Source organism: Pyxidicoccus trucidator, assembly GCF_010894435.1.
Classification (GTDB): domain Bacteria; phylum Myxococcota; class Myxococcia; order Myxococcales; family Myxococcaceae; genus Myxococcus; species Myxococcus trucidator.
In genome coordinates this window covers 1,580,673-1,598,272 of record NZ_JAAIXZ010000001.1, presented here as the reverse complement: position 1 = coordinate 1,598,272, position 17,600 = coordinate 1,580,673, and the positions used below count along the sequence as shown (strand labels likewise).

Annotated in this window: 13 protein-coding genes; 3 read left to right on the top strand and 10 right to left on the bottom strand. The window is 71.3% G+C overall.

Going from position 1 to position 17,600, the window contains the following annotated elements:
* Positions 1-51 precede the first annotated feature (51 nt).
* Positions 52-1,356 carry an ABC1 kinase family protein gene (locus G4D85_RS06485; protein WP_164008903.1) on the top strand — a complete coding sequence of 435 codons (1,305 nt, stop codon included), beginning with the start codon at positions 52-54 and terminating at the stop codon, positions 1,354-1,356.
* A gap of 59 nt (positions 1,357-1,415) precedes the next feature.
* Here the strand turns inward: G4D85_RS06485 and G4D85_RS06480 are convergent, their stop codons facing one another.
* Entirely contained in the window at positions 1,416-1,823 is a 408-nt protein-coding gene (locus G4D85_RS06480; RefSeq protein ID WP_164008901.1) for a response regulator, read from the bottom strand.
* A gap of 311 nt (positions 1,824-2,134) precedes the next feature.
* On the opposite strand from G4D85_RS06480, the gene G4D85_RS06475 reads away from it, so the two are divergent.
* Positions 2,135-3,190 (top strand): chemotaxis protein CheB, encoded by a 1,056-nt coding sequence (locus G4D85_RS06475; protein WP_164008899.1) that lies wholly within the window; start codon positions 2,135-2,137, stop codon positions 3,188-3,190.
* 60 nt (positions 3,191-3,250) lie between these two features.
* On the opposite strand, the gene G4D85_RS06470 is transcribed toward G4D85_RS06475, so the two are convergent.
* Positions 3,251-4,561 carry a sensor histidine kinase gene (locus G4D85_RS06470; protein WP_164008897.1) on the bottom strand — a complete coding sequence of 437 codons (1,311 nt, stop codon included), beginning with the start codon at positions 4,559-4,561 and terminating at the stop codon, positions 3,251-3,253.
* Complete coding sequence (locus G4D85_RS06465; RefSeq protein ID WP_164008895.1) at positions 4,558-6,504, bottom strand: CheR family methyltransferase; 1,947 nt, start codon at positions 6,502-6,504, stop codon at positions 4,558-4,560. The genes G4D85_RS06470 and G4D85_RS06465 overlap by 4 nt, the downstream gene beginning before the upstream one ends.
* A gap of 303 nt (positions 6,505-6,807) precedes the next feature.
* On the opposite strand from G4D85_RS06465, the gene G4D85_RS06460 reads away from it, so the two are divergent.
* Positions 6,808-7,497 carry a response regulator transcription factor gene (locus tag G4D85_RS06460; RefSeq protein ID WP_164008892.1) on the top strand — a complete coding sequence of 230 codons (690 nt, stop codon included), beginning with the start codon at positions 6,808-6,810 and terminating at the stop codon, positions 7,495-7,497.
* Between the two features lie 250 nt (positions 7,498-7,747).
* On the opposite strand, the gene G4D85_RS06455 is transcribed toward G4D85_RS06460, so the two are convergent.
* The 7 genes from G4D85_RS06455 to G4D85_RS06425 all read right to left on the bottom strand — a co-directional run bounded on the left by G4D85_RS06455 (position 7,748) and on the right by G4D85_RS06425 (position 17,378).
* On the bottom strand, positions 7,748-8,536 hold the full coding sequence (locus G4D85_RS06455; RefSeq protein ID WP_164008890.1) for a dienelactone hydrolase family protein: 789 nt from the start codon (positions 8,534-8,536) through the stop codon (positions 7,748-7,750).
* 445 nt (positions 8,537-8,981) lie between these two features.
* Positions 8,982-10,010: a methyltransferase gene (locus tag G4D85_RS06450; protein WP_164008889.1), complete on the bottom strand. Its 1,029-nt coding sequence runs from the start codon at positions 10,008-10,010 to the stop codon at positions 8,982-8,984.
* Positions 10,007-10,903 carry a tryptophan 2,3-dioxygenase family protein gene (locus G4D85_RS06445; protein WP_164008887.1) on the bottom strand — a complete coding sequence of 299 codons (897 nt, stop codon included), beginning with the start codon at positions 10,901-10,903 and terminating at the stop codon, positions 10,007-10,009. The genes G4D85_RS06450 and G4D85_RS06445 overlap by 4 nt, the downstream gene beginning before the upstream one ends.
* A gap of 90 nt (positions 10,904-10,993) precedes the next feature.
* The gene (locus G4D85_RS06440; protein WP_164008885.1) at positions 10,994-11,404 is read right to left on the bottom strand and encodes a response regulator; all 411 of its coding nucleotides are present in this window, start codon (positions 11,402-11,404) and stop codon (positions 10,994-10,996) included.
* Positions 11,397-14,342 carry a response regulator gene (locus tag G4D85_RS06435; RefSeq protein ID WP_164008883.1) on the bottom strand — a complete coding sequence of 982 codons (2,946 nt, stop codon included), beginning with the start codon at positions 14,340-14,342 and terminating at the stop codon, positions 11,397-11,399. Before G4D85_RS06435 ends, G4D85_RS06440 begins: the two co-directional genes overlap by 8 nt.
* A 4-nt stretch (positions 14,343-14,346) precedes the next feature.
* Entirely contained in the window at positions 14,347-15,510 is a 1,164-nt protein-coding gene (locus tag G4D85_RS06430; protein ID WP_164008881.1) for an FIST signal transduction protein, read from the bottom strand.
* Positions 15,511-15,539: 29 nt separating this feature from the next.
* Positions 15,540-17,378: a cytochrome c3 family protein gene (locus G4D85_RS06425; RefSeq protein WP_164008878.1), complete on the bottom strand. Its 1,839-nt coding sequence runs from the start codon at positions 17,376-17,378 to the stop codon at positions 15,540-15,542.
* Positions 17,379-17,600 lie beyond the last annotated feature (222 nt).

Genomic DNA, 17,600 nt, shown 5'->3' with positions numbered 1-17,600 from the left:
GGCTTCGCCTTGCGTCCAAGGGACGGCTCCTCGTTAATCCACGCCATCCCCATGCCCTCCGACTCCGACGACACGCTGCCCCCGCAGGGGCGGTTCACCCGAATGCGCAAGCTGGCGGGCCTCTCCATGCAGGTGGGCTCGGAGGTGCTCAAGAGCGGAGCGAAGCGCCTGGCGGGGGGCACGCCGGAGCTGCTCAGCAAGGGGGCCGCGGAGAAGCTGGTCTCCACCCTGGGCGAGTTGAAGGGCGCGGCCATGAAGCTGGGCCAGGCCATCTCCATGGACCCGGACCTGCTCACCCCCGAGGTGCGGCAGGTGCTCGCCCGCCTCCAGAACCAGGCCCCCGCCATGGCGTACGAGCAGGTGGCCCGCGTGGTGCGCGAGGAGCTGGACGCCCCGCCGGAGGAGGCCTTCCGCGAGTTCAGCCGCGAGCCCCTGGCCGCCGCGTCGCTGGGGCAGGTGCACCGCGCCGTGCTGCCCGACGGGCGCCCCGTCGCGGTGAAGGTGCAGTACCCCGGCATCGCCGAGTCCATGGCCCAGGACCTCCAGAACCTGGGCATGGTGGTGAAGACGGTGTCCTTCGCGTCGAAGCTGATGGACGGCACCGCCTACTTCCAGGAGTTCCGCGACGAGCTGCTGCTGGAGCTGGACTACCGCCGCGAGGCGGCGCTGGCCCGGGGCTTCGCGCGCAGCGTGGCGCCGCTGAAGGACCTGCACGTGCCCGAAGTCGTGGACAGCCACAGCGCCGGGCGCGTGCTGACGCTGGAGCTGCTGGAGGGGCTCACCCTCAAGGACTGGGTCCTCACCGGCGCCTCCAACGAGGAGCGCTTCCGCGTGGCCAGCCAGCTCATCCGCGCCACCTACGGGCCCTTCTTCGGCGCGGGCGAAATCCACGCCGACCCGCACCCGGGCAACTACATGGTGATGCCGGACGGGCGGCTGGGCCTGCTGGACTTCGGCAGCATCAAGCGCTTCAGCCCGCGCTTCGTGGACGCCAACCAGCGCATGTTCCAGCACGCCATGAAGCTGGAGCCCATGGACGTGCTGGGGCTCAGCAGGGACGTGGGCTTCACCACGGAGCTGCCCGACGCGGAGGCCGCCGAGCTCATTCGCGAGGTGCTCCACATCGCCGGGCGTCCCATGCGCCTGACGCCGTACGACTACGCGACGTGTGAAATCACCCGCGACATGCGCAACCACTTCGCGCGCAACGCGCCGCGCTTCCTCAAAATCAAGCCGCCCGCGGAGGCGGTGATGTTCTTCCGCTCCACCGGAGGCCTGGCGCAGAACCTGCGGCTCATCGGCGCGAAGGGGGACTTCCGCGCCGTCTTCCTGCGGCTGGCGGAGCAGCTGGGCTGAAGGCCGCGCGAGCCTTCCCCGCGAGCCCCGCCGGGGCCCGCGGAAGGCGCGTGACGGGACTACCGGTTGGCCGGCGTGGTCTCTTCCGCGCGGGCCTTCTGGTGGAGCGCCGACAGCCGCTGCGCCAGCTCCTCGCCCTGCACGCTCTTGGTGATGTAGCCGTCCGCGCCGGACGCCTTCGCCAGCGCGCGCAGCGTGGACTCGTCCGAGGCGGAGTAGAGGATGAACTTCGTGCCCGCCGGGGCCTGGGAGCGCGCCAGCGCCAGCACCTTGTCACCGGTGAGCGCGGGGATGTTCACGTCCAGCAACACCAGGTCCGGCGCCGACGTGCGCACCAGGTTCGACACCCCCAGCGAGGAGCGGTGCGTGCGGACTTCAAAGCCGTAGGCGGACAGCGTGCGCTCGGCCAGCGCGAGCTGGTCCTGATCATCATCCACGATCAGGACCCGGATCTTCAGCTCCGACATGACTCCTCCCCCGAGAGTGCGGATGGATGCATGCCTGAGTATCCCGCACCCGCGCCCCTCTGTCGCCACCCCCCTCGTCGACACCGACGCCTTCTCACCAGGGGGCCTGGCCGCAAAAGCAGCGCAGCCCGCAACCGGGCGGGTGGAGACGCACCCGGCGTGCGCCCGTGACGAAGCGGGCCGGTGGCACGCCAGGCGCCGGGGGAGGGCGGGGGGCCAGGGGAGCGGATGGCTGGCGTGCAGGGGCCGGGTCGCTGCTCCGGTGCTGGCGGGCTTCCTACCTTGAGAGAGAAGGGGAAGGACGGAGGCGTATGGCCCATCGCGACATCATCGTCATCGGGGCGTCCATGGGGGGCGTCGAGGCGCTCTCCTCGCTCGCGCAGCAGCTTCCCAGGGATTTGCCCGCCGCGGTGCTGGTGGTGCTGCACCTGGCGCCGCAGCACAAGAGCGTGCTGCCGGACATCCTCTCCCGGGCGGGCGAGCTGCCCGCGCGTCACCCGAAGGACGGCGAGCCGCTCGAGCCCGGCCGGGTCTACGTGGCGCCGAACGACCGGCACCTGGTGGTGGAGCCCGGGAAGGTGCGGGTGGTGAAGGGGCCCCGGGAGAATGGGCATCGGCCGGCGGTGGACACGCTGTTCCGCTCGGCGGCGCGCGCCTACGGCCCTCGGGTGGTGGGCGTGGTGCTCACCGGGGCGCTGGACTGCGGCACGGCGGGGCTGCTGGCGGTGAAGACGCAGGGCGGCATCGCCGTGGTGCAGGACCCCCAGGACGCGTTCTGTCCGGACATGCCCCGCAGTGCCCTGGAGTACGTGGCGGTGGACCACCGCGTGCGGCTGAGGGAGCTGGGGCCGCTGCTGGAGCGACTGGTGGCCACGCCGGTGCCACCGCGCGAGAAGGGACGCCCGCGGCCCTCGCGACAGCTGGAGGCGGAAGTGAAGACCCTGACCTTGAACGAGGACACCGTGGCGGGAGCGCCACCGAAGTACGGGACGCCCTCGCACTACTCGTGCCCGGACTGTGGCGGAGTGCTCTTCGAGATGGACGAAGAGGGGCTGCTGCGCTTCCGGTGCCGCACCGGGCATGGCTACACCAGCAAGGCGCTGGTCGCCGGGCAGCAGCAGGGCGTCGACGAGGCGCTGTGGGCCGCGCTGCGCGCGCTGGAGGAGAGCGCGGCCCTGGCCCGGCGCATGGCCGCCCGCGCGCGGGAGAACAACCACCCGCACTCGGCGACCCGCTTCGAGGAGCGCGCGGAGGCGGCCGAGGCCCAGGTGCTCGTCCTGCGCGAGCTGGTGCTCGGCGGCGCTATGCCGGACGTCGAGACTCCGCCGGAAGACGAGCTCAGCCAGCGGCGGCGGGGCGAGGGGTGAGGCCCGGGAGGGCCCGGCCCCACCGCACGTGAGGGCCTCCCGCGGCGTGGACCGTGCCCGTCAGGAGCGCTTCTTCTTGGCGCGTGCCCGCCCGCCGCGACGGGGGGCGGCGGCGCGTTGACGGGGCTTCCGGGCCGCGCCCGGAGTCACGGGGGCGGCCGGCTCCACGGTGGGAAACGAGAGGGTGAAGAGGGCGCCCCCCTGCCGCCGGTTGGCCGCGATGAGGGTGCCCCCCGCTCGGGACACCACGCCATAGGCCATGGACAGGCCCAGGCCGGTGCCCTTGTCTCCCTTGGTGCTGAAGAAGGGCCGGAAGATGTCGCCCAGGTGCTCGGGGGGAATGCCGGTGCCCTCGTCCTCCACGGTGATGATGACGTGGCCCCCCTCGTGGCGTCCGCGCACCCGGATGGTGCCACCCCGGGGCATGGCGTCGCGCGCGTTGAGCAGCAGGTTGATGAAGACGAAGCGCAGGTCCGTCGCGCTGCCCCGCACGGGAGGCAGCGGCGCCAGGTCCACCTCGACGTGGACTCGCACCCCCTCGCGGGTGGCGCGGTGGTCGATGTCCCCCCGGGCGATGTCCAGCGCGTCATGCACCAACGTGTCGAGCCGCACCAGCTCGGTGGAGCCCTCCGGCTGCTGGCGCGCGAAGGACTGCAGGCGGCTGATGCGGGTGCTCGCGTCCGTGACGATGCGCACCAGCGCGTCCATATGCGCGGGAGGCGCGGCGGCGACCGCCGGGTGCCGGCCCAGCAGCTCCAGCCGCAGCCGCATGGCGTTGAGGGTGTTGTTCAGGTCATGGGCGATGCCGGCCGCCATCTCTCCCAGGGCGCGCAGGTGCTCGCGCTGGGCCAGCACCGCCCGGGCCTGCTCCAGCTCCTCCTCCGCCCGGGCCTGCTCGGTGATGTCGCGGGCCAGCACCAGCACCAGCACCTCGCCGGGCGCGGCCAACCGCTCCGTGCTCACCTCCACCACCCGCCCGCCCGCCTCCTGGCCGTAGCGGATGACGCGCGGGCCGCCCGCGGACAGCATGGCGGCGGTCTCCTGGATGGCCACCTCCCGCAGCGTGCGGACCGAGCGGGGCGCCTCGCCGTCCGCGCCGCCCCGCCAGCGCCAGGGGCCGGGCCAGCGGGCCAGCTCGTGCCAGCGCGAGTTGGCCAGCACCACCCTGCCGCCGCGCAGCAGCGTCAGCCCGCTGGCGCTCGTCTCCAGCGCCCAGGAGGACAGCTTGAAGGTGGAGATGTGCTCGACGTTGTGCTCCGCCAACCGGCGCACCAGCGCGTCATGCTTCTGGAGCAGCTGTTGGTACTTGCGCAGCAGCGGGGTGTTGGCCTCCTCCCCGTCCGCGCGCGGCGGTGGCCGGGGGGGGCTCATTTTCCTCTGCGCTCCTTCAGCTCGCGGTTCTCCTTCGTCAGCGCCGTCACCCGGGTGGTGTCCTCGAAGAGGATGACGGCGCCCAGCATCACCGAGTCCGTGACGAGCGGCGTGGCCACCACGGTGGCGTGGCCCAGGCCTCCGTGGAGGAGCTGGTAGCTGACGTTCTCCTGGCGCACCGAGCGGCCTTCCGCCAGCTGCTTGCGCAGCCGCTGCAGCAGGGCCCGCTTGAGGGCGGGGATGCGCAGCGTCCACAACACCTGTCCCACCGCCTCGCGCTCGGTGAGGCCCAGCAGCCGCTCCGCGGCCAGGTTCCAGGTGGTGATGCGGCCCTGGGCGTCCAGCACCAGCACCGCCACGGAGAGGGTGCGGATGATGGTGCGCTGGCAGAAGGTCAGCGCGTCCATCTCCTCGGTGCGGTGGGCCAGCTCGCGGTTGGTGGCGTCCAGCTCGGAGTTGGTGGACTGGAGCTCCTCGTTCGTCGTCTCCAGCTCCTCGTTGGTGGACTGGAGCTCCTCGTTGGTCGTCTGCAGCTCCTCGTTGGCGGACTGGAGCTCCTCGTTCGTCGTCTCCAGCTCCTCGTTGGAGGCGCGCAGCTCCTCGTTGGAGGACTGCAGGCGCAGGTTGCTGGCCTGCAGCTCCTCGGTGGCGCGCTGGAGGTTCTGCTCCAGGCCGTGGAGGGCGGTGATGTCGTGGGCCACGTAGATGAGGCCCTGGAGCTCGCTCCCGGGGCCGCGCAGGGGGCTCACCTGGACGCGCAGGTGCACCGGCTCGCGGTCCATCGACTCGAAGACGCCGTCGACGACCTCGCGCTCCGAGCGGCCGCCGCGCACCCGCGCGCTCTGCTCCACCAGCAAATCCTGGCCCAGGCCGGGCAGGCCCAGCGAGGCCAGCTTCTTGCCGGCGACGTCCGCTTCCTTGTAGCCCCACAGCCGGGTGGCGGCCCGGTTCCACAGCGTCACCGTGCCGTCCAGGTCCGTGGCGATGAGCGGGCAGGGCTGCGAGTCGAGCACGTCCCGCGACGGCGAGCGCGGCAGCTCGCGCGGGGGCGCGTGCGGCTGCGAGGGCAGCGGGTCCGGCTCCACCAGGTTCATCAGCCGCTGCTGCGGGGTGAGGGGCACCTCCTGGCGGAAGTCCTTCCGGTAGATGCGGTGCGGCAGGTCCAGCGGCTCGAAGAGGCGCGCCGCGAAGGGGATGAGCTCCGAGCGGCCCAGCACCAGCAGCCCTTCGCGCCGCAGCGCGAAGTGGAAGCGGCCCAGCACGCGCTTCTGCAGCTCCGAGTCCAGGTAGATGAAGACGTTGCGGCAGAGGATGAGGTCGATGCGCGAGACGGGCGCGTCCGACACCAGGTTGTTGACGCCGAACACCACCGAGCGGCGAATCTCCTTGCGCACCGCGTAGCCGCCGGGCGCGGGGGTGAACCAGCGGGCGAGCCGCTCCTTGGAGACGTTCTCCAGCTGGGCCGGCGAGTAGATGCCCCGGCGCGCGAAGGCGACGGCGGCCTCCTCCACGTCGGTGCCGAAGACCTTCAGCTCGGGGCCCGGGTAGCCGGGCCCGAGGGCCTCCGCGGCGGCGATGGCGATGGAGTAGGCCTCCTCGCCCGTGGCGCAGCCGGCGCTCCAGATGCGCAGCTCCTGGTCCGGCCGGCGGCGCTGCGCCAGCTCGCGCAGCACCCGGTCCAATCCCATCCACACCTCCCGGTCCCGGAAGAACGTGGTGAGCTTGATGAGCATGGAGGAGACGAGCGTGTTGACCTCCTGCGGCTCGCGCTCCAGCAGGGCCAGGTAGGCAGCCCGGGTGCGGCAGCGCGTGGCCGTCATGCGCCGCTCAATCCGCCGCTGCAGCGTGGCGCGCTTGTAGTTGCGGAAGTCGAAGTTCCGCGTCTGCCGCACCTTCTCCAGGATGGCTTCGAGCTCGTTGTCGCGCGCGGGACGGGTCGCCATGTCGCTCCGCTGTAGCCCATGCTGCCGGAGGGCGGCAAGGCGCGCTGATGTCCCGCGCCGCGCTCCACCTGCACGCCGCGCTGACGTCGCGGAGGAAGTCCCGCCCGCCCCAGGCTCGCTCGCCCGGCTGCCCGGCCAGGACAACCTTGAACATCACTTGAACATCCTTTCGTGAACAGGGGAGGGCCGCCTTCATGGCGAGGGACTCGTGCGTCGCCCGGGTTGGCGATTACATCTCGGACAGGGAAATCGCTCCGTGGGGCAGTGGGAGCATGTGGAGAGTCGTCCGAGAGGAACATCACCATGGTGGGAGAGCGAATCCGGGTGGCCATCCTGGAGGACCAGCAGGTCTTCCGGGAGTGTCTGGTGGCCGTGCTGGAAGGGGCGGGCATGGAAGTGGTGGCGAGCTGCGCGCAGACGGCGCCCTTCCTGGCGCGGGTCCGCGAGGCGACGCCTGACGTGGCGATGCTGGACCTGCGGCTCGAGGTACCCGGGCGCGACGAGGCGGCCAGCGGGCTCACGGCGCTGCAGTGCCTGCACGACTTCTACCCCGGCGTGAAGTCGCTGGTGATGTCGGGCAACCAGGAGACCCAGCTGGTGGAGCAGTGTCTGAGCGTGGGCGCGGCCGGGTACCTGTGGAAGCAGAGCGTGGGGCTCAACGAGGTGGTGGAGGCGGTGCGGCGGGTGGCGCGCGGTGAGCGGCTGCTGCCGGTGGGGCTGGCGTGGACGTCACCCCTCCAGGGCTTCCAGCCGCAGCAGGAAGTGGTGTCCACGGGTGGCGAGCTGGGCAAGCTGACGCTGCGCGAGCGCGAGGTGCTGGGCTACATCGCCGCGGGCGCGGACAACCTGAAGATTGCCGCGTGCCTGGGCATCACCGAGCGCACGGTGAAGGCCCACATCACCAGCATCTACAAGAAGCTGGGCCCGGAGAACCGCACGCAGCTGGCCGTGCTGGCGTGTCAGCTGGGCGTGCAGCGTCCGGCCACCGTCTAGGCGGCGCGCTCCAGGCGCTGAAGCACCGGGCGCTGCCGTGCGTCACTCCAGCGCCGACGTCTGGCCCATCCTTCAGGGCATTCGACCGCGGGCCAATATCGGCGCCCGGGCGGCGGTGCCATCGTGGAGCAGCCTCGGTGCCCGCCGCGAGCCTCAGCTCCCCCCACGGCGGGCACCTGGGTCGTCCATGACGTCCCCCCAGGCGGGCCGGGGCAGGCCATGCGGGCTGCCCCGGTCCGTGTCACTCGCGCTACAGGCCCAGGGCCCGCGGCTCAGGCTGCGTCTCCCAGCGGGAGCCGCCCAGGTGCTGGAGGAACCAGAGGCCCGCCAGCTCCACCATCTGCGTCTGCGTGCCGGGCTCCTCGAAGCGGTGCGTGGCGCCGGGGATGACCTCCAGCCGCTTCTCCGTGCTCAGCGCGGCGAAGGTGCGGCGGTGCGGCTCCAGGGCGGACGTGTCCTGGCCGCCGACGATGAGCAGCGTGGGAGCGCGCACGCGCGCCAGCACCGTGGTCGACATCGCCACCCGCCCGCCCCGGCACACCACCGCGTCCACGTACTCGGGGCGCAGCGCCGCGGCGGCCAGGGCCGCGCCCGCGCCGGTGTACGAGCCGAGGTAGCCCACGCGCAGGCCGCTGGTCCGGGGCGCGCGCCTCAGCCAGCGCGCCACGCCCGCGATGCGGCCGGCGAAGAGGCCCAGGTTGAAGCGCAAGTCGCGCTCGCGCCACGCCTCCTCCTCCGCTCCCGTCAAAAGGTCTACCGCCAGGGTCGCCAGGCCCTCGGCCTGGAGGAGCCGCGCCACCGTCAAGTCACGCGCGCCGCGCCGGCTGCTGCCATGGCCGCGCGCCAGCACCACGACGCCCGAGGCCGCCGGCGGCACCTGGAGGATGCCGCGCAGCTCCACGCCCTCGTCCACCGGCACCCGCACCTCGCCGTTGTTCGCTTGCGTCGTCCAGGTGCCGGAGCCCTCTCCCGAAGCCACCAGTCCGCGGACCGCCTTCCCTGCACCCTCATCCGACCTGCGTGAACCCTGCTTCTTCATGCGGAGTCCTTCCTTTTGTCGGACTGCGTCAGCCTTGAAGTTGCACACTCCACGAGCGAGAGGGACTGCAGGGCGCATGCCAGCCCACCAGGAGGCCAGGGAGCAGGCGGGCGCTCTCAGGACAGCACGGCCCTGGCGGGCTCCCAGAGGCATCTGCCCAGGGTGTCGTGCAGCCAGAGTGAGTGCCGGCGCTCCTCTGCATGGTGACAGCGTAACAGGGTGCCGGATTCCAGGCGCCAGTCGCACTCGCGGTGCTGTGGTCCACCGGATGCTCGCCAGCCCCACGGCGGTGAGGGCCGCCCCCGACGCGGGGAGCGCCTTTCATTTTTACGGGAGGCCCGCCCACCACCTCGGGCTCGCCCTGGCGCCGGCAAGGGACGGACATTGTCCCTTCGTACGACGCGGGCCTGACATGGGGTGAAGGGCGCTGGCGCGCACCGCGCCGTCAGGGCTTCGTGGCCACCACGAGCTCGAAGGGGCCGGGCAGCACCGCGGCGTGGAGGAAGCCCGTCTCGCGCAGCACGCGCAGGTAGTGCTCCACCTCGCGCAGCCGGCTGGAGCACGAGTCCACGCCGATGAGGAAGTAGGACCAGAAGAACTGCGCGGCGAGCCGCTCCGGCGTGCGGAACTCCTCGCAGACGAGGACGCGGCCTCCGGAGGGCAGCGCCTCCCAGGCCGCCTCCAGCAGCGCGCGCGCGGTGTCCGCCGGCCAGTCGTGCAGCACCCGCACGAAGGACAGCGCGTCGTAGCCGCGCGGAAGCGGCTCCTCGAGGAAGTTCCCGCCGACGAAGCCCAGGCGCGCGGGGGGCAGGCCGTGCTGCTCGCGCGTGCGCGCCACCAGCGGCGCGGTGGCGGGCAGGTTGTAGACGTCCACCGAGAGGCCGGGGTGCTCGCGGACGAGGTGCGCCGCCAGCGTGCCGTCGCCGCCGCCCACGTCGAGCAGGCGCCCACCGTCCTTCCAGAGACGGGGAGCGTGGGCGCGGAACGTCTCCAGGATGGGAGGCAGGCCCGCGGTCATGCTGGCCTCGAAGCCCTCCACCTGCTCGGGGGTGCGCGGGGGCCAGTCGAAGGCGGCGGAGGGCATGGCGTGCTCGCCGCGCAGCACCTCGGGGAGCCGCCCGCGCAGCTCGCCCCAGGCGTACTTCTCGCGGTCTCTCTCGAGCGAGCGCGGGCCCAGCACGGCGTCCGCCGCCGCGCGCAGGCCGGGCACCGCCTGGTAGCGCGCGGACTCCAACGCGTCCGAGCGCTGCTCGCGCCGCACGAGGCCGAGGCTCTCCAGGCAGTCGAGCAGCTTGTAGAGGCGCCTGGGGATGAGGCCGTGGCGCGCGGCCAGCTCGCCCAGGGTGACGGGGCCCGGCTCCAGCGAGTCCAGCAGCCCGAGCTGGAGCGAGGCCTCCACCACGTCCACCGCGCGCGCGCCGTTGAAGAGCAGGTGCAGCAGCGCGCGGGGAGAAGGCGCGGTCCCCGGGGTCATGGCTCCACGGGGGCGGCGGCGGCGACAGCGACGGCGGCGTGCATCGGGCAGCCTCCGCTGCTGGGACGGGCCGCGTACGGCTCGGGCGCGGCCTGCATGCAGCCCTCGCGCGCGGCCCCGGGAGCGAGGCCTCCCTCGCGGCGCCAGGCAGCCGTCAGCTCCACCCGCACGTCCCACAGCTGGCGGAACAGCGGCAGCGTCATCCGCCCCGCGAGCACCTGCGTGGGCAGCCCGTCCAGCGCCTTCACCGAGCGGTCCACGCCGATGGTGCGGCGCACCAGCTGGTAGTGCCCGAAGAGCCAGCCCTGGAAGGCCTCGTCCGCGTCCACGAGCTGCTCGCAGATGCGCTTGAGGTCGTCCGGACCGCCCGCCGTGTAGACGGCCCTCAGCGGCAGCCCGCGCCGTGCCAGCAGCCGCTCCAGCGCCGCCTCCAGCCCCGCCGCCACATGGCGGAACGTGTTGTAGCCGGGGGACTCCTGCCCGCTGCCGTTGCCCAGGCTGCGCCGGATGACCTGGTACGTGTCCGGCGTCATCGTCTCCAGCACCGTCAGCTCCGCCGCGAGCGTGCGCAGCACCCGGCTGATGCGCTCCAGCCGCGCCGAGGCCCCCCACAGCGCGTCTCCGTCCAGCTCCGCCACCACCTCCACCGCCTCGCGCGAGGCCAGCTTCAGCCACAGCTCCTGCGCCTGGTGCACCACCTGGAACAGCAGCTCGTCGTGCGAGACGCGTTCCCCCTCCGCCGCCTGCAGCGACAGCAGCGTCGCTGTCTTGAGGTAGACCTCGTAGTCCAGCTCGCCACGGCCCACCCACTGCTTCAGCAGCGGGTTGAAGAGTGGCTCAGAGAGTTCAAGGCGTAACTTTTCAGCGTGACTGTAATCAGAGGCCGTGTGCATGGTGCCCTCCGGGGGGTAGAAAACTTCGGAAGGTGGGGCGGAGAACCCCGGGCCGCCAGAGGCCCGGGGGGTGGGCTTACGTCAGAGAGCTCAGGTGGCTGGAGCGGGCGTGGGGGTGGGCGGACGCGGCTTGAGGCGGAAGGCGCGCAGCCGCTGGGCGAGCTCCTCGCCCTGGACGCTCTTGGAGATGTAGCCGTCGGCGCCGGAGGCCAGCGCGAGCGAGCGCAGCTTCGACTCGTCCGAGGCCGAATAGAGGATGAACTTCGTCTTGGCGGACGCGTACTGGCGGGCCAGGTTGACGACCTTGTCGCCCTTCAGAGCGGGGAAGTTCACGTCGATGAGGACGAAGTCCGGCTCCACGGAGCGCACGAGGTTGGAGACGCCCAGCGCGGAAGTGTGCGTGAGCACCTCGAACCCGTAGGAGCTCAGCGAGCGCTGGACGAGGTCGAGCAGGTCCGGGTCGTCGTCCACCACCAGGACGCGTGCTTTTTCTTCAGGCATGGGGTCTCCCTAGATGCTTGCGGATCATCTCGAGCAACTGGTCACGATCAAGGGGCTTCGTGAGGTAGGCGGTGCAGCCGGCCGCGTGGGCCTTGTCCTGGTACTCCCGGCCCGCGTGCGCGGTGACGGCGATGACGGGGACGTTGGCCGCGGAGGGCAGGGCGCGCAGGCGGCGCGTGACTTCCCAGCCGTCCAGGCGCGGCAGGGAGAGGTCCATGAGGATGAGGTCCGGGCTGTCGCGGGTGGCCCGCTCCAGGCCGTGCTCGCCGTCCTCGGCCTCGATGACCTCGAAGAGGCCGCCGAGGTAGCGGCGGACGATGTCGCGGTTCTGCGCGCTGTCCTCCACATAGAGGATGCGGGGCAGCTTGCCGGCGGTGGCGGCGCGCTGGGACAGCAGCAGGCCCTTGGCCTGGGCGATGACGTCCTCCAGCGCGTGGCCGCCCTTCTTCACGAAGCCGGCGAAGCCGTCGCGCAGGAGGGCCTCCTCGTCCGCGGAGAGCGTCTTGCCGGTGAGGACGACGACGGGCACCTGGAGCTTCTCCGCGCGCAGCCGGCGCAGCACCTCGAAGCCGTCCAGGTTGGGCATCATCAAATCCAGCACGACGAGCGCCGGCGGTGAGACGCGCGCCTTGAGGAGGGCGTCCTCGCCGCTGCGGGCCTCGGCGGTGGAGAAGCCGGCGCGGCGCAGGTTGCGGCTGACCAGCTCGCGGGTGGAGGAGTCGTCGTCCACCACCAGCACCTCGCCCGCGAAGGTGGCGTTGCTGGCGCCGACCACCTGGCCCAGGCAGCGCTGCACCACCTCCACCAGCCGCTCCGGCTCCACCGGCTTGACCAGGTACTCGCACGCGCCCAGCGAGAAGCCGCGCGCGCGCTGCTCCTCCACGGAGATGAGGATGACGGGGATGCTGGCCAGCGACGGCTCACCCTTGAGCTGGCTGAGCACGGACCAGCCGTCCAGCTTGGGCAGGTGGATGTCCAGCAGGATGGCCTGCGGCCTCAGCTCGCGGGCGCGCTTGAGGGCGGAGATGCCGTCCTCCGCGCCCACCACCTTGAAGCCGGCGGGCTCCAGCTGCCCCGCCACCAGCTGCTGCATCAGCGGGTCGTCGTCCACCACCAGCACGGTGCTGCCCGGCTGGGCCATGGCGCTCAGGTGCTGGACCACCTCGCTCACGGGCACGCCGCGCTCGGAGGGGTGCGACGTCACGCCGATGCCGCCCACCGGCGCGTCCAGGGAGCTGGGCAGGCGCACGGTGAAGGTGGAGCCGCGGCCCAGCGTGGACGTCACCGACACGGTGCCGCCCAGCACGCGGGACAGCTCGCGCACAATCGCCAGGCCCAGGCCGGTGCCGCCCACCTTGCGCGTGGTGGAGCCGTCCACCTGGCGGAACTTCTCGAAGATGAAGGCCAGCTGGTCCGCGGGGATGCCGACGCCGGTGTCCTCCACCCGCATCACCACCTCGCTGCCCTCGGGCGCCAGGCTGAGCGACACCTCGCCCGTCTCGGTGAACTTGGCGGCGTTGCTCAGGAGGTTGAGCATGATTTGCCGCAGCTTCAGCGCGTCCGAGCGCAGCATGCGCGACGCCGGGTCGATGTGCGTGGTGAGGGCCACGTCCTTGCCCTTGAGGTACTCCTTCACCGTGGCCAGACACTCGTCGGCCAGCTCCTGCACGTCCACCTGCTCGGTGACGACTTCCACGCGGCCGGCTTCAATCTTGGACAGGTCCAGGATGTCGTTGATGAGCGCCAGCAGCGTCTTGGCGTTCGTCTTGACGACGTTGAGGTCCCTGCGGCCGTGGGCGGTGAGGCGGGTGCCCTCCTCGCGCATCAGCAGGTCGCAGTAGCCGATGATGCCGTTGAGCGGGGTGCGGATTTCGTGGCTGAAGTTGGCCAGGAACTCGCTCTTGAGGCGGGCGGCGGCCTCGGCCTCGCGGGCGCGCTCCTCCTCGTTGCGCTTGGCCACCGCCAGCTCCTGGGCCAGCCGGTCCAGGTCCTCGTTCTGCTGGCGGATGATTTCCATCTGCAGCGCGCGCTGCTGGTAGGACGCCAGCGAGCGGGCGGAGACGGCGCGGGTGCGCTTGATTTCCTCCAGGCTGGCGGCGAGCTGCTTGTTGGCGGCCAGCAGCTCCGCCTGGGACGCGCGCAGCAGCTCCTCGTGCTGCTTGCGGTCGGTGATGTCCTCGGTGACGCCCAGCACGAAGCGGGCGGCGCCGTGCTCGTCCACCAGCGGTATCTTCCGCGTGGCGAAGATGCGGTCCTCTCCGCCGGCCCGGGCCACCTCCTCGAAGGCGCGCATCGTCTTCGACTCGAGGATGGCGGTGTCGATGGCGACGAAGGAGTCGGCCTGCTCCTTCGGGAAGTAGTCGTGGTCCAGCTTCCCGAGCAGCCACTGCTTGGTGGTGCGGAAGGCCTCCGCGAAGGTTTTATTGGCCACCACCAGCCGGCGCGTCTCCGCGTCCTTCACGAAGAGGACGAAGGGGAGCGCGTCGATGATGTTCTCCATGAGGTAGTTGGTGCGCACCAACTCCTCGGCCGTGGCGGTATGGCGGCGGCGGTCGGCCGTCATCCGCAGCTCGCGGCTCACCACCGGGGCGAGCCGGCTGAAGCGGTCCTCGGTGACGTAGTCGAGCGCGCCGGCGCGCACGCTGGCCTGCAGCGTGTCCTCGCTCCAGTCGCGCGAGAGCACCACGAAGGGCAGCTCCTTGCCGTACCTGCGCCACAGGGCCTGGAGCTCGGCGAAGCCCATGCCCGGCACCTCGGAGCCGCAGAGGGCGAGCGACCACGTCTGGGACAGGGCGGCCTCGGCCGCGGCGGGGGTGGTGGCGCGCTCGGTCTTCACCATGACGCCCGCGCTGGCGAGCGCTTCCTCCACCCGCTGGCACTCGCGCTCGCTGCCCACCAGCAGCAGGGAAGCGTTGTCCGAAATCTCGGCGTTCGGCATGGTTCTAGTTCGCCCCAAACACCAGCGTGGTCAGCGTGGTGTTGATGTGGAAGCCCGAGTAGATCTCGAAGTGCACGTTCATCCCAGCGGCGGTGGGTGCGGCCTTGAGGGTTTCCGCGAGCTGCGACACGGTATTGGTGGCGCTCGCGTACCACATACGCCCACCACAGTGGAACAGGAGAGCAGCCTGGGGGTTCTGCACCCGGCGGGGGAGCTCCTCGGTGAAGAAGGCGCGCGTCATGCCGGCCATGTCGCCCATCTTCATCAGCTCCAGCTCGGTGCCCTCCTCCAGGAGGTTGGCGAAGAGGATGGAGCCGTCCTCCTGGGGCTTCCAGGCGGCGCGGATGAAGTACTCGCGGCCCACGCGCAGGGCGGTGGGGCGCACCGCGAAGCCATGGGGGGTGCCGAACTCGAGCTGATTCACGTCCTCCACGCCGAGGATTTCCGCGTAGCGCTTCGCGGCCGGCTGGCCGTCGATTTCGAGCGCGCGGGTGTGGCTCTCGTCCACCCTGGTAATCGTGAGCTTCTCGCCGGTGGGCACGTACCAGTGCGAGCGGAGCGCGGCCCAGGGGGCGTTGGTCTTGAAGAGGGCCACCAGCACCGCGTCGCCAGCCACCTCGCCGTCCACGTGGACGAGGGCGGACTGCTTCGCCGGGTCCCGGTTGTCGTCGCTGGCGCCGCCGCCGACGAGCACCAGCGTCTGGCTCTTCTCCAGGATGCCGAGCAGCAGCTCTTCCTTCTTGTAGCGGAAGCCGTCGTCGATGACGAGGCCGACATACCTGCGCGGGTCCAGGTCCTGCTGGCGCACGCCCAAATCCTCGCAGGCGCGCTTGATTGCGGCCGCGCCGGCGCCGATGGCGTCCACGGACAGGCCGCTGCCCAGGCCCAGGCCCACCTCGAAGTCACCGGACAGCGCGGACAGCACGACGCTGCCCTCGTGGATGCCGGTGTTGTCCAGCTCGCCCGCGGTGGTGGCGCCGATGAGGCGCGTGCCCTGGGGCAGCCGGGCGCGCACCGCGCGGTTGAGGGCCACCTGGTCCCTCTCGCGCGAGGCGAACATCGTCACCAGCCGGGGGTGCGTGCCCCCCAGCTGGCTGAGGAGGTCCTCCGCGGCGGCATCCGGCTCCTTCAACGTGGTGCGGGCCGTATGCATCTTCACTTGTGCCATGGAGGACCTCCGGAGTGTTGCGGGGGCGGTTAGAGGCCGCTACCCGGGTGCTGAGTATGACAGGCCCCGGTGCACTGCTGGAACGACTCCGGGCCCCCACCGACATACATGCTCTCGATGGGTCCGAATTGCGCCACATGGCTGTCCGGGTAGGACTTGTGGCAGGACAGGCAGGCGGCCTTGCTGGTGCGCTGGACGCTCGCCTTCGTCAGGTGGCAGGACGAGCACTTCTCCAGGGGCGCGTCGAAGCGGTTGGAGCGCGAGTGGATGAAGTGGGTCCGCACGAAGATGGGCCCCTCCAGCTCGAACGCCAGCGGCGAGTGGCAGCCTGCGCAGGTGGCGCGGTTGTCGTTGGCGTGCAGCACCTGGCTCAGCTCGCCGCCCTTGCTGTGGCAGCTCGTGCAGGGGCCGGTGGTGAGGTTGGCCCGGGTGCGCTCGGGCGTGCCCACCTGGATTTCAATCGTCGTGGAGCCCGGCAGGTCCTCGCCCAGGTACAGGCGGCGGCCCTTCGCCGTCACGAAGTAGGTGCCGGGGGCGGCGTTCGCCGGGACGGTGAACTGGAAGGTGTCCGTGTTGATTTGATTCCAGAGGTTCGGGTCGACGAAGGCGCCGCCGAACAGGACGTTGGAGAAGGGCAGGGTGGCGAACTGCGAGAAGACGCCGTCGCGCTCCGGGGTGGCCACCACCTGCTCGTCCACGTTCGGGTCCAGGAAGGCTTCGAGCGTGACGATGGAGCGGATGGGCTGCACGTGCTGCGCGGGGCCGACGATTTGCGTCATCAGCATGCGCTCGCGGTGCTTGCGCCGGTAGTACGTCGTCGTCGCATCGAAGAAGGCCCGATAGTACTGCAACCCCGACTCGGTGCCGTCCGGTGCCACGTCGTTGTAGGCCGGCAGGACGCCCTTCGGGTGCAGGCGCTTGCCCGCCCCGTCCCGCAGGGTGAGCTGGAAGGAGATTTCCGTGCCCGGAGCGTAGGTGCCGTTGCGCCGGGGCGGCGTCAGGGGGGTGAGCTCCAGGTTGAAGCCGTAGGCGTACTCGGGGTTCTTCACCTGCTCCACGGGGATGTCGTAGGGAGCGAACGGGCGCAGGCTCCAGCGCAGGCGCAGGGCGCGGGTGTTCGGGTGGAAGGTGAGCGTGTGCGCCTTGGCGTGGTCATACGCGTTGCGCAGCTCGACGAGCGCCTCCTCCTCGAAGGTGGTGGAGCCCGAGCAGTCCGTCCGCGTGGTGCAGCCGGTGGCCGTCTGGATGGCGCGGAAGCGGCGGACGAAGAAGTCGTCGCTGTCGGTGCGGCGCGTGTGCTCGCTGCCCGCGTTCACCAGCACCGGCGCGCCGGTGAGGCGGCCATGCTTGTCCACCGGCTCCACCGTGAAGAAGCTGGGCACGTCCATCCACGCGGCGTCCCGGTAGAAGCGGCGGCGGGTGAAGGGCGCCCGCAGGCCGGTGGACTCCTGGTCCGCCACCTGCGCCCCGGCCCAGCCCAGGCCCGCGAAGTCGCTGTCGGTGCGCAGCGTCTTCAGGCCCTCGTCGGTGGTGGCCTGCACCACGGCGCGGATGTCGATTTGATTGATGTAGAAGGTGCCGCCCGCGCGCACGCGCAGCGGCCGTCCCTCGCCGTTCTCCACCTCCAGGGACAGCGCCACCGGCTTCGTGGACGGACGGCGCTCGTCAGAGTCGGAGCCCGTCAGCTCTCGGGCCTGCTCCTCCAGCGCCACGTCGTCACCGACGTCACCCGCGACGTCCGGGCCACCGCAGGCGACCAGCAGCCCCGCCAGCGACGCCAGCAGCGCCGCACGGCCGCTCAGCAGGGAAGAGGGCAGGCGCGCAACAAACCCGTCGCAGCCAGCCCGGGGGGCTCCAAGTCCACCCATGGTTGAATCTCCTCGTACGTATGAAAGCGGACGCCGCCATGGCGTCCCGGCCAGCGGACCCTGTGGCCCGTCGCCCGGGGGGGGCGGTGTGGGCGGGGTCTCTCCCGGTTCCGGGTTTCCCCGGTTCGAGCCTTTCTAGCCGTACGAAGAATATCTGCAATGAACAGATTGGTTCAACTTCAGGGCGAAAAATCCGCTGAGATACGAACCATTAGTGTTTCC

What these genes read in the sequence shown, in the direction of transcription:
- G4D85_RS06485 (WP_164008903.1), top strand. Translation starts at nt 52, where the DNA reads ATGCCCTCCGACTCCGACGACACGCTGCCCCCGCAGGGGCGGTTCACC.
- G4D85_RS06480 (WP_164008901.1), bottom strand. Translation starts at nt 1,823, where the DNA reads ATGTCGGAGCTGAAGATCCGGGTCCTGATCGTGGATGATGATCAGGAC.
- G4D85_RS06475 (WP_164008899.1), top strand. Translation starts at nt 2,135, where the DNA reads ATGGCCCATCGCGACATCATCGTCATCGGGGCGTCCATGGGGGGCGTC.
- G4D85_RS06470 (WP_164008897.1), bottom strand. Translation starts at nt 4,561, where the DNA reads ATGAGCCCCCCCCGGCCACCGCCGCGCGCGGACGGGGAGGAGGCCAAC.
- G4D85_RS06465 (WP_164008895.1), bottom strand. Translation starts at nt 6,504, where the DNA reads ATGGCGACCCGTCCCGCGCGCGACAACGAGCTCGAAGCCATCCTGGAG.
- G4D85_RS06460 (WP_164008892.1), top strand. Translation starts at nt 6,808, where the DNA reads ATGGTGGGAGAGCGAATCCGGGTGGCCATCCTGGAGGACCAGCAGGTC.
- G4D85_RS06455 (WP_164008890.1), bottom strand. Translation starts at nt 8,536, where the DNA reads ATGAAGAAGCAGGGTTCACGCAGGTCGGATGAGGGTGCAGGGAAGGCG.
- G4D85_RS06450 (WP_164008889.1), bottom strand. Translation starts at nt 10,010, where the DNA reads ATGACCCCGGGGACCGCGCCTTCTCCCCGCGCGCTGCTGCACCTGCTC.
- G4D85_RS06445 (WP_164008887.1), bottom strand. Translation starts at nt 10,903, where the DNA reads ATGCACACGGCCTCTGATTACAGTCACGCTGAAAAGTTACGCCTTGAA.
- G4D85_RS06440 (WP_164008885.1), bottom strand. Translation starts at nt 11,404, where the DNA reads ATGCCTGAAGAAAAAGCACGCGTCCTGGTGGTGGACGACGACCCGGAC.
- G4D85_RS06435 (WP_164008883.1), bottom strand. Translation starts at nt 14,342, where the DNA reads ATGCCGAACGCCGAGATTTCGGACAACGCTTCCCTGCTGCTGGTGGGC.
- G4D85_RS06430 (WP_164008881.1), bottom strand. Translation starts at nt 15,510, where the DNA reads ATGGCACAAGTGAAGATGCATACGGCCCGCACCACGTTGAAGGAGCCG.
- G4D85_RS06425 (WP_164008878.1), bottom strand. Translation starts at nt 17,378, where the DNA reads ATGGGTGGACTTGGAGCCCCCCGGGCTGGCTGCGACGGGTTTGTTGCG.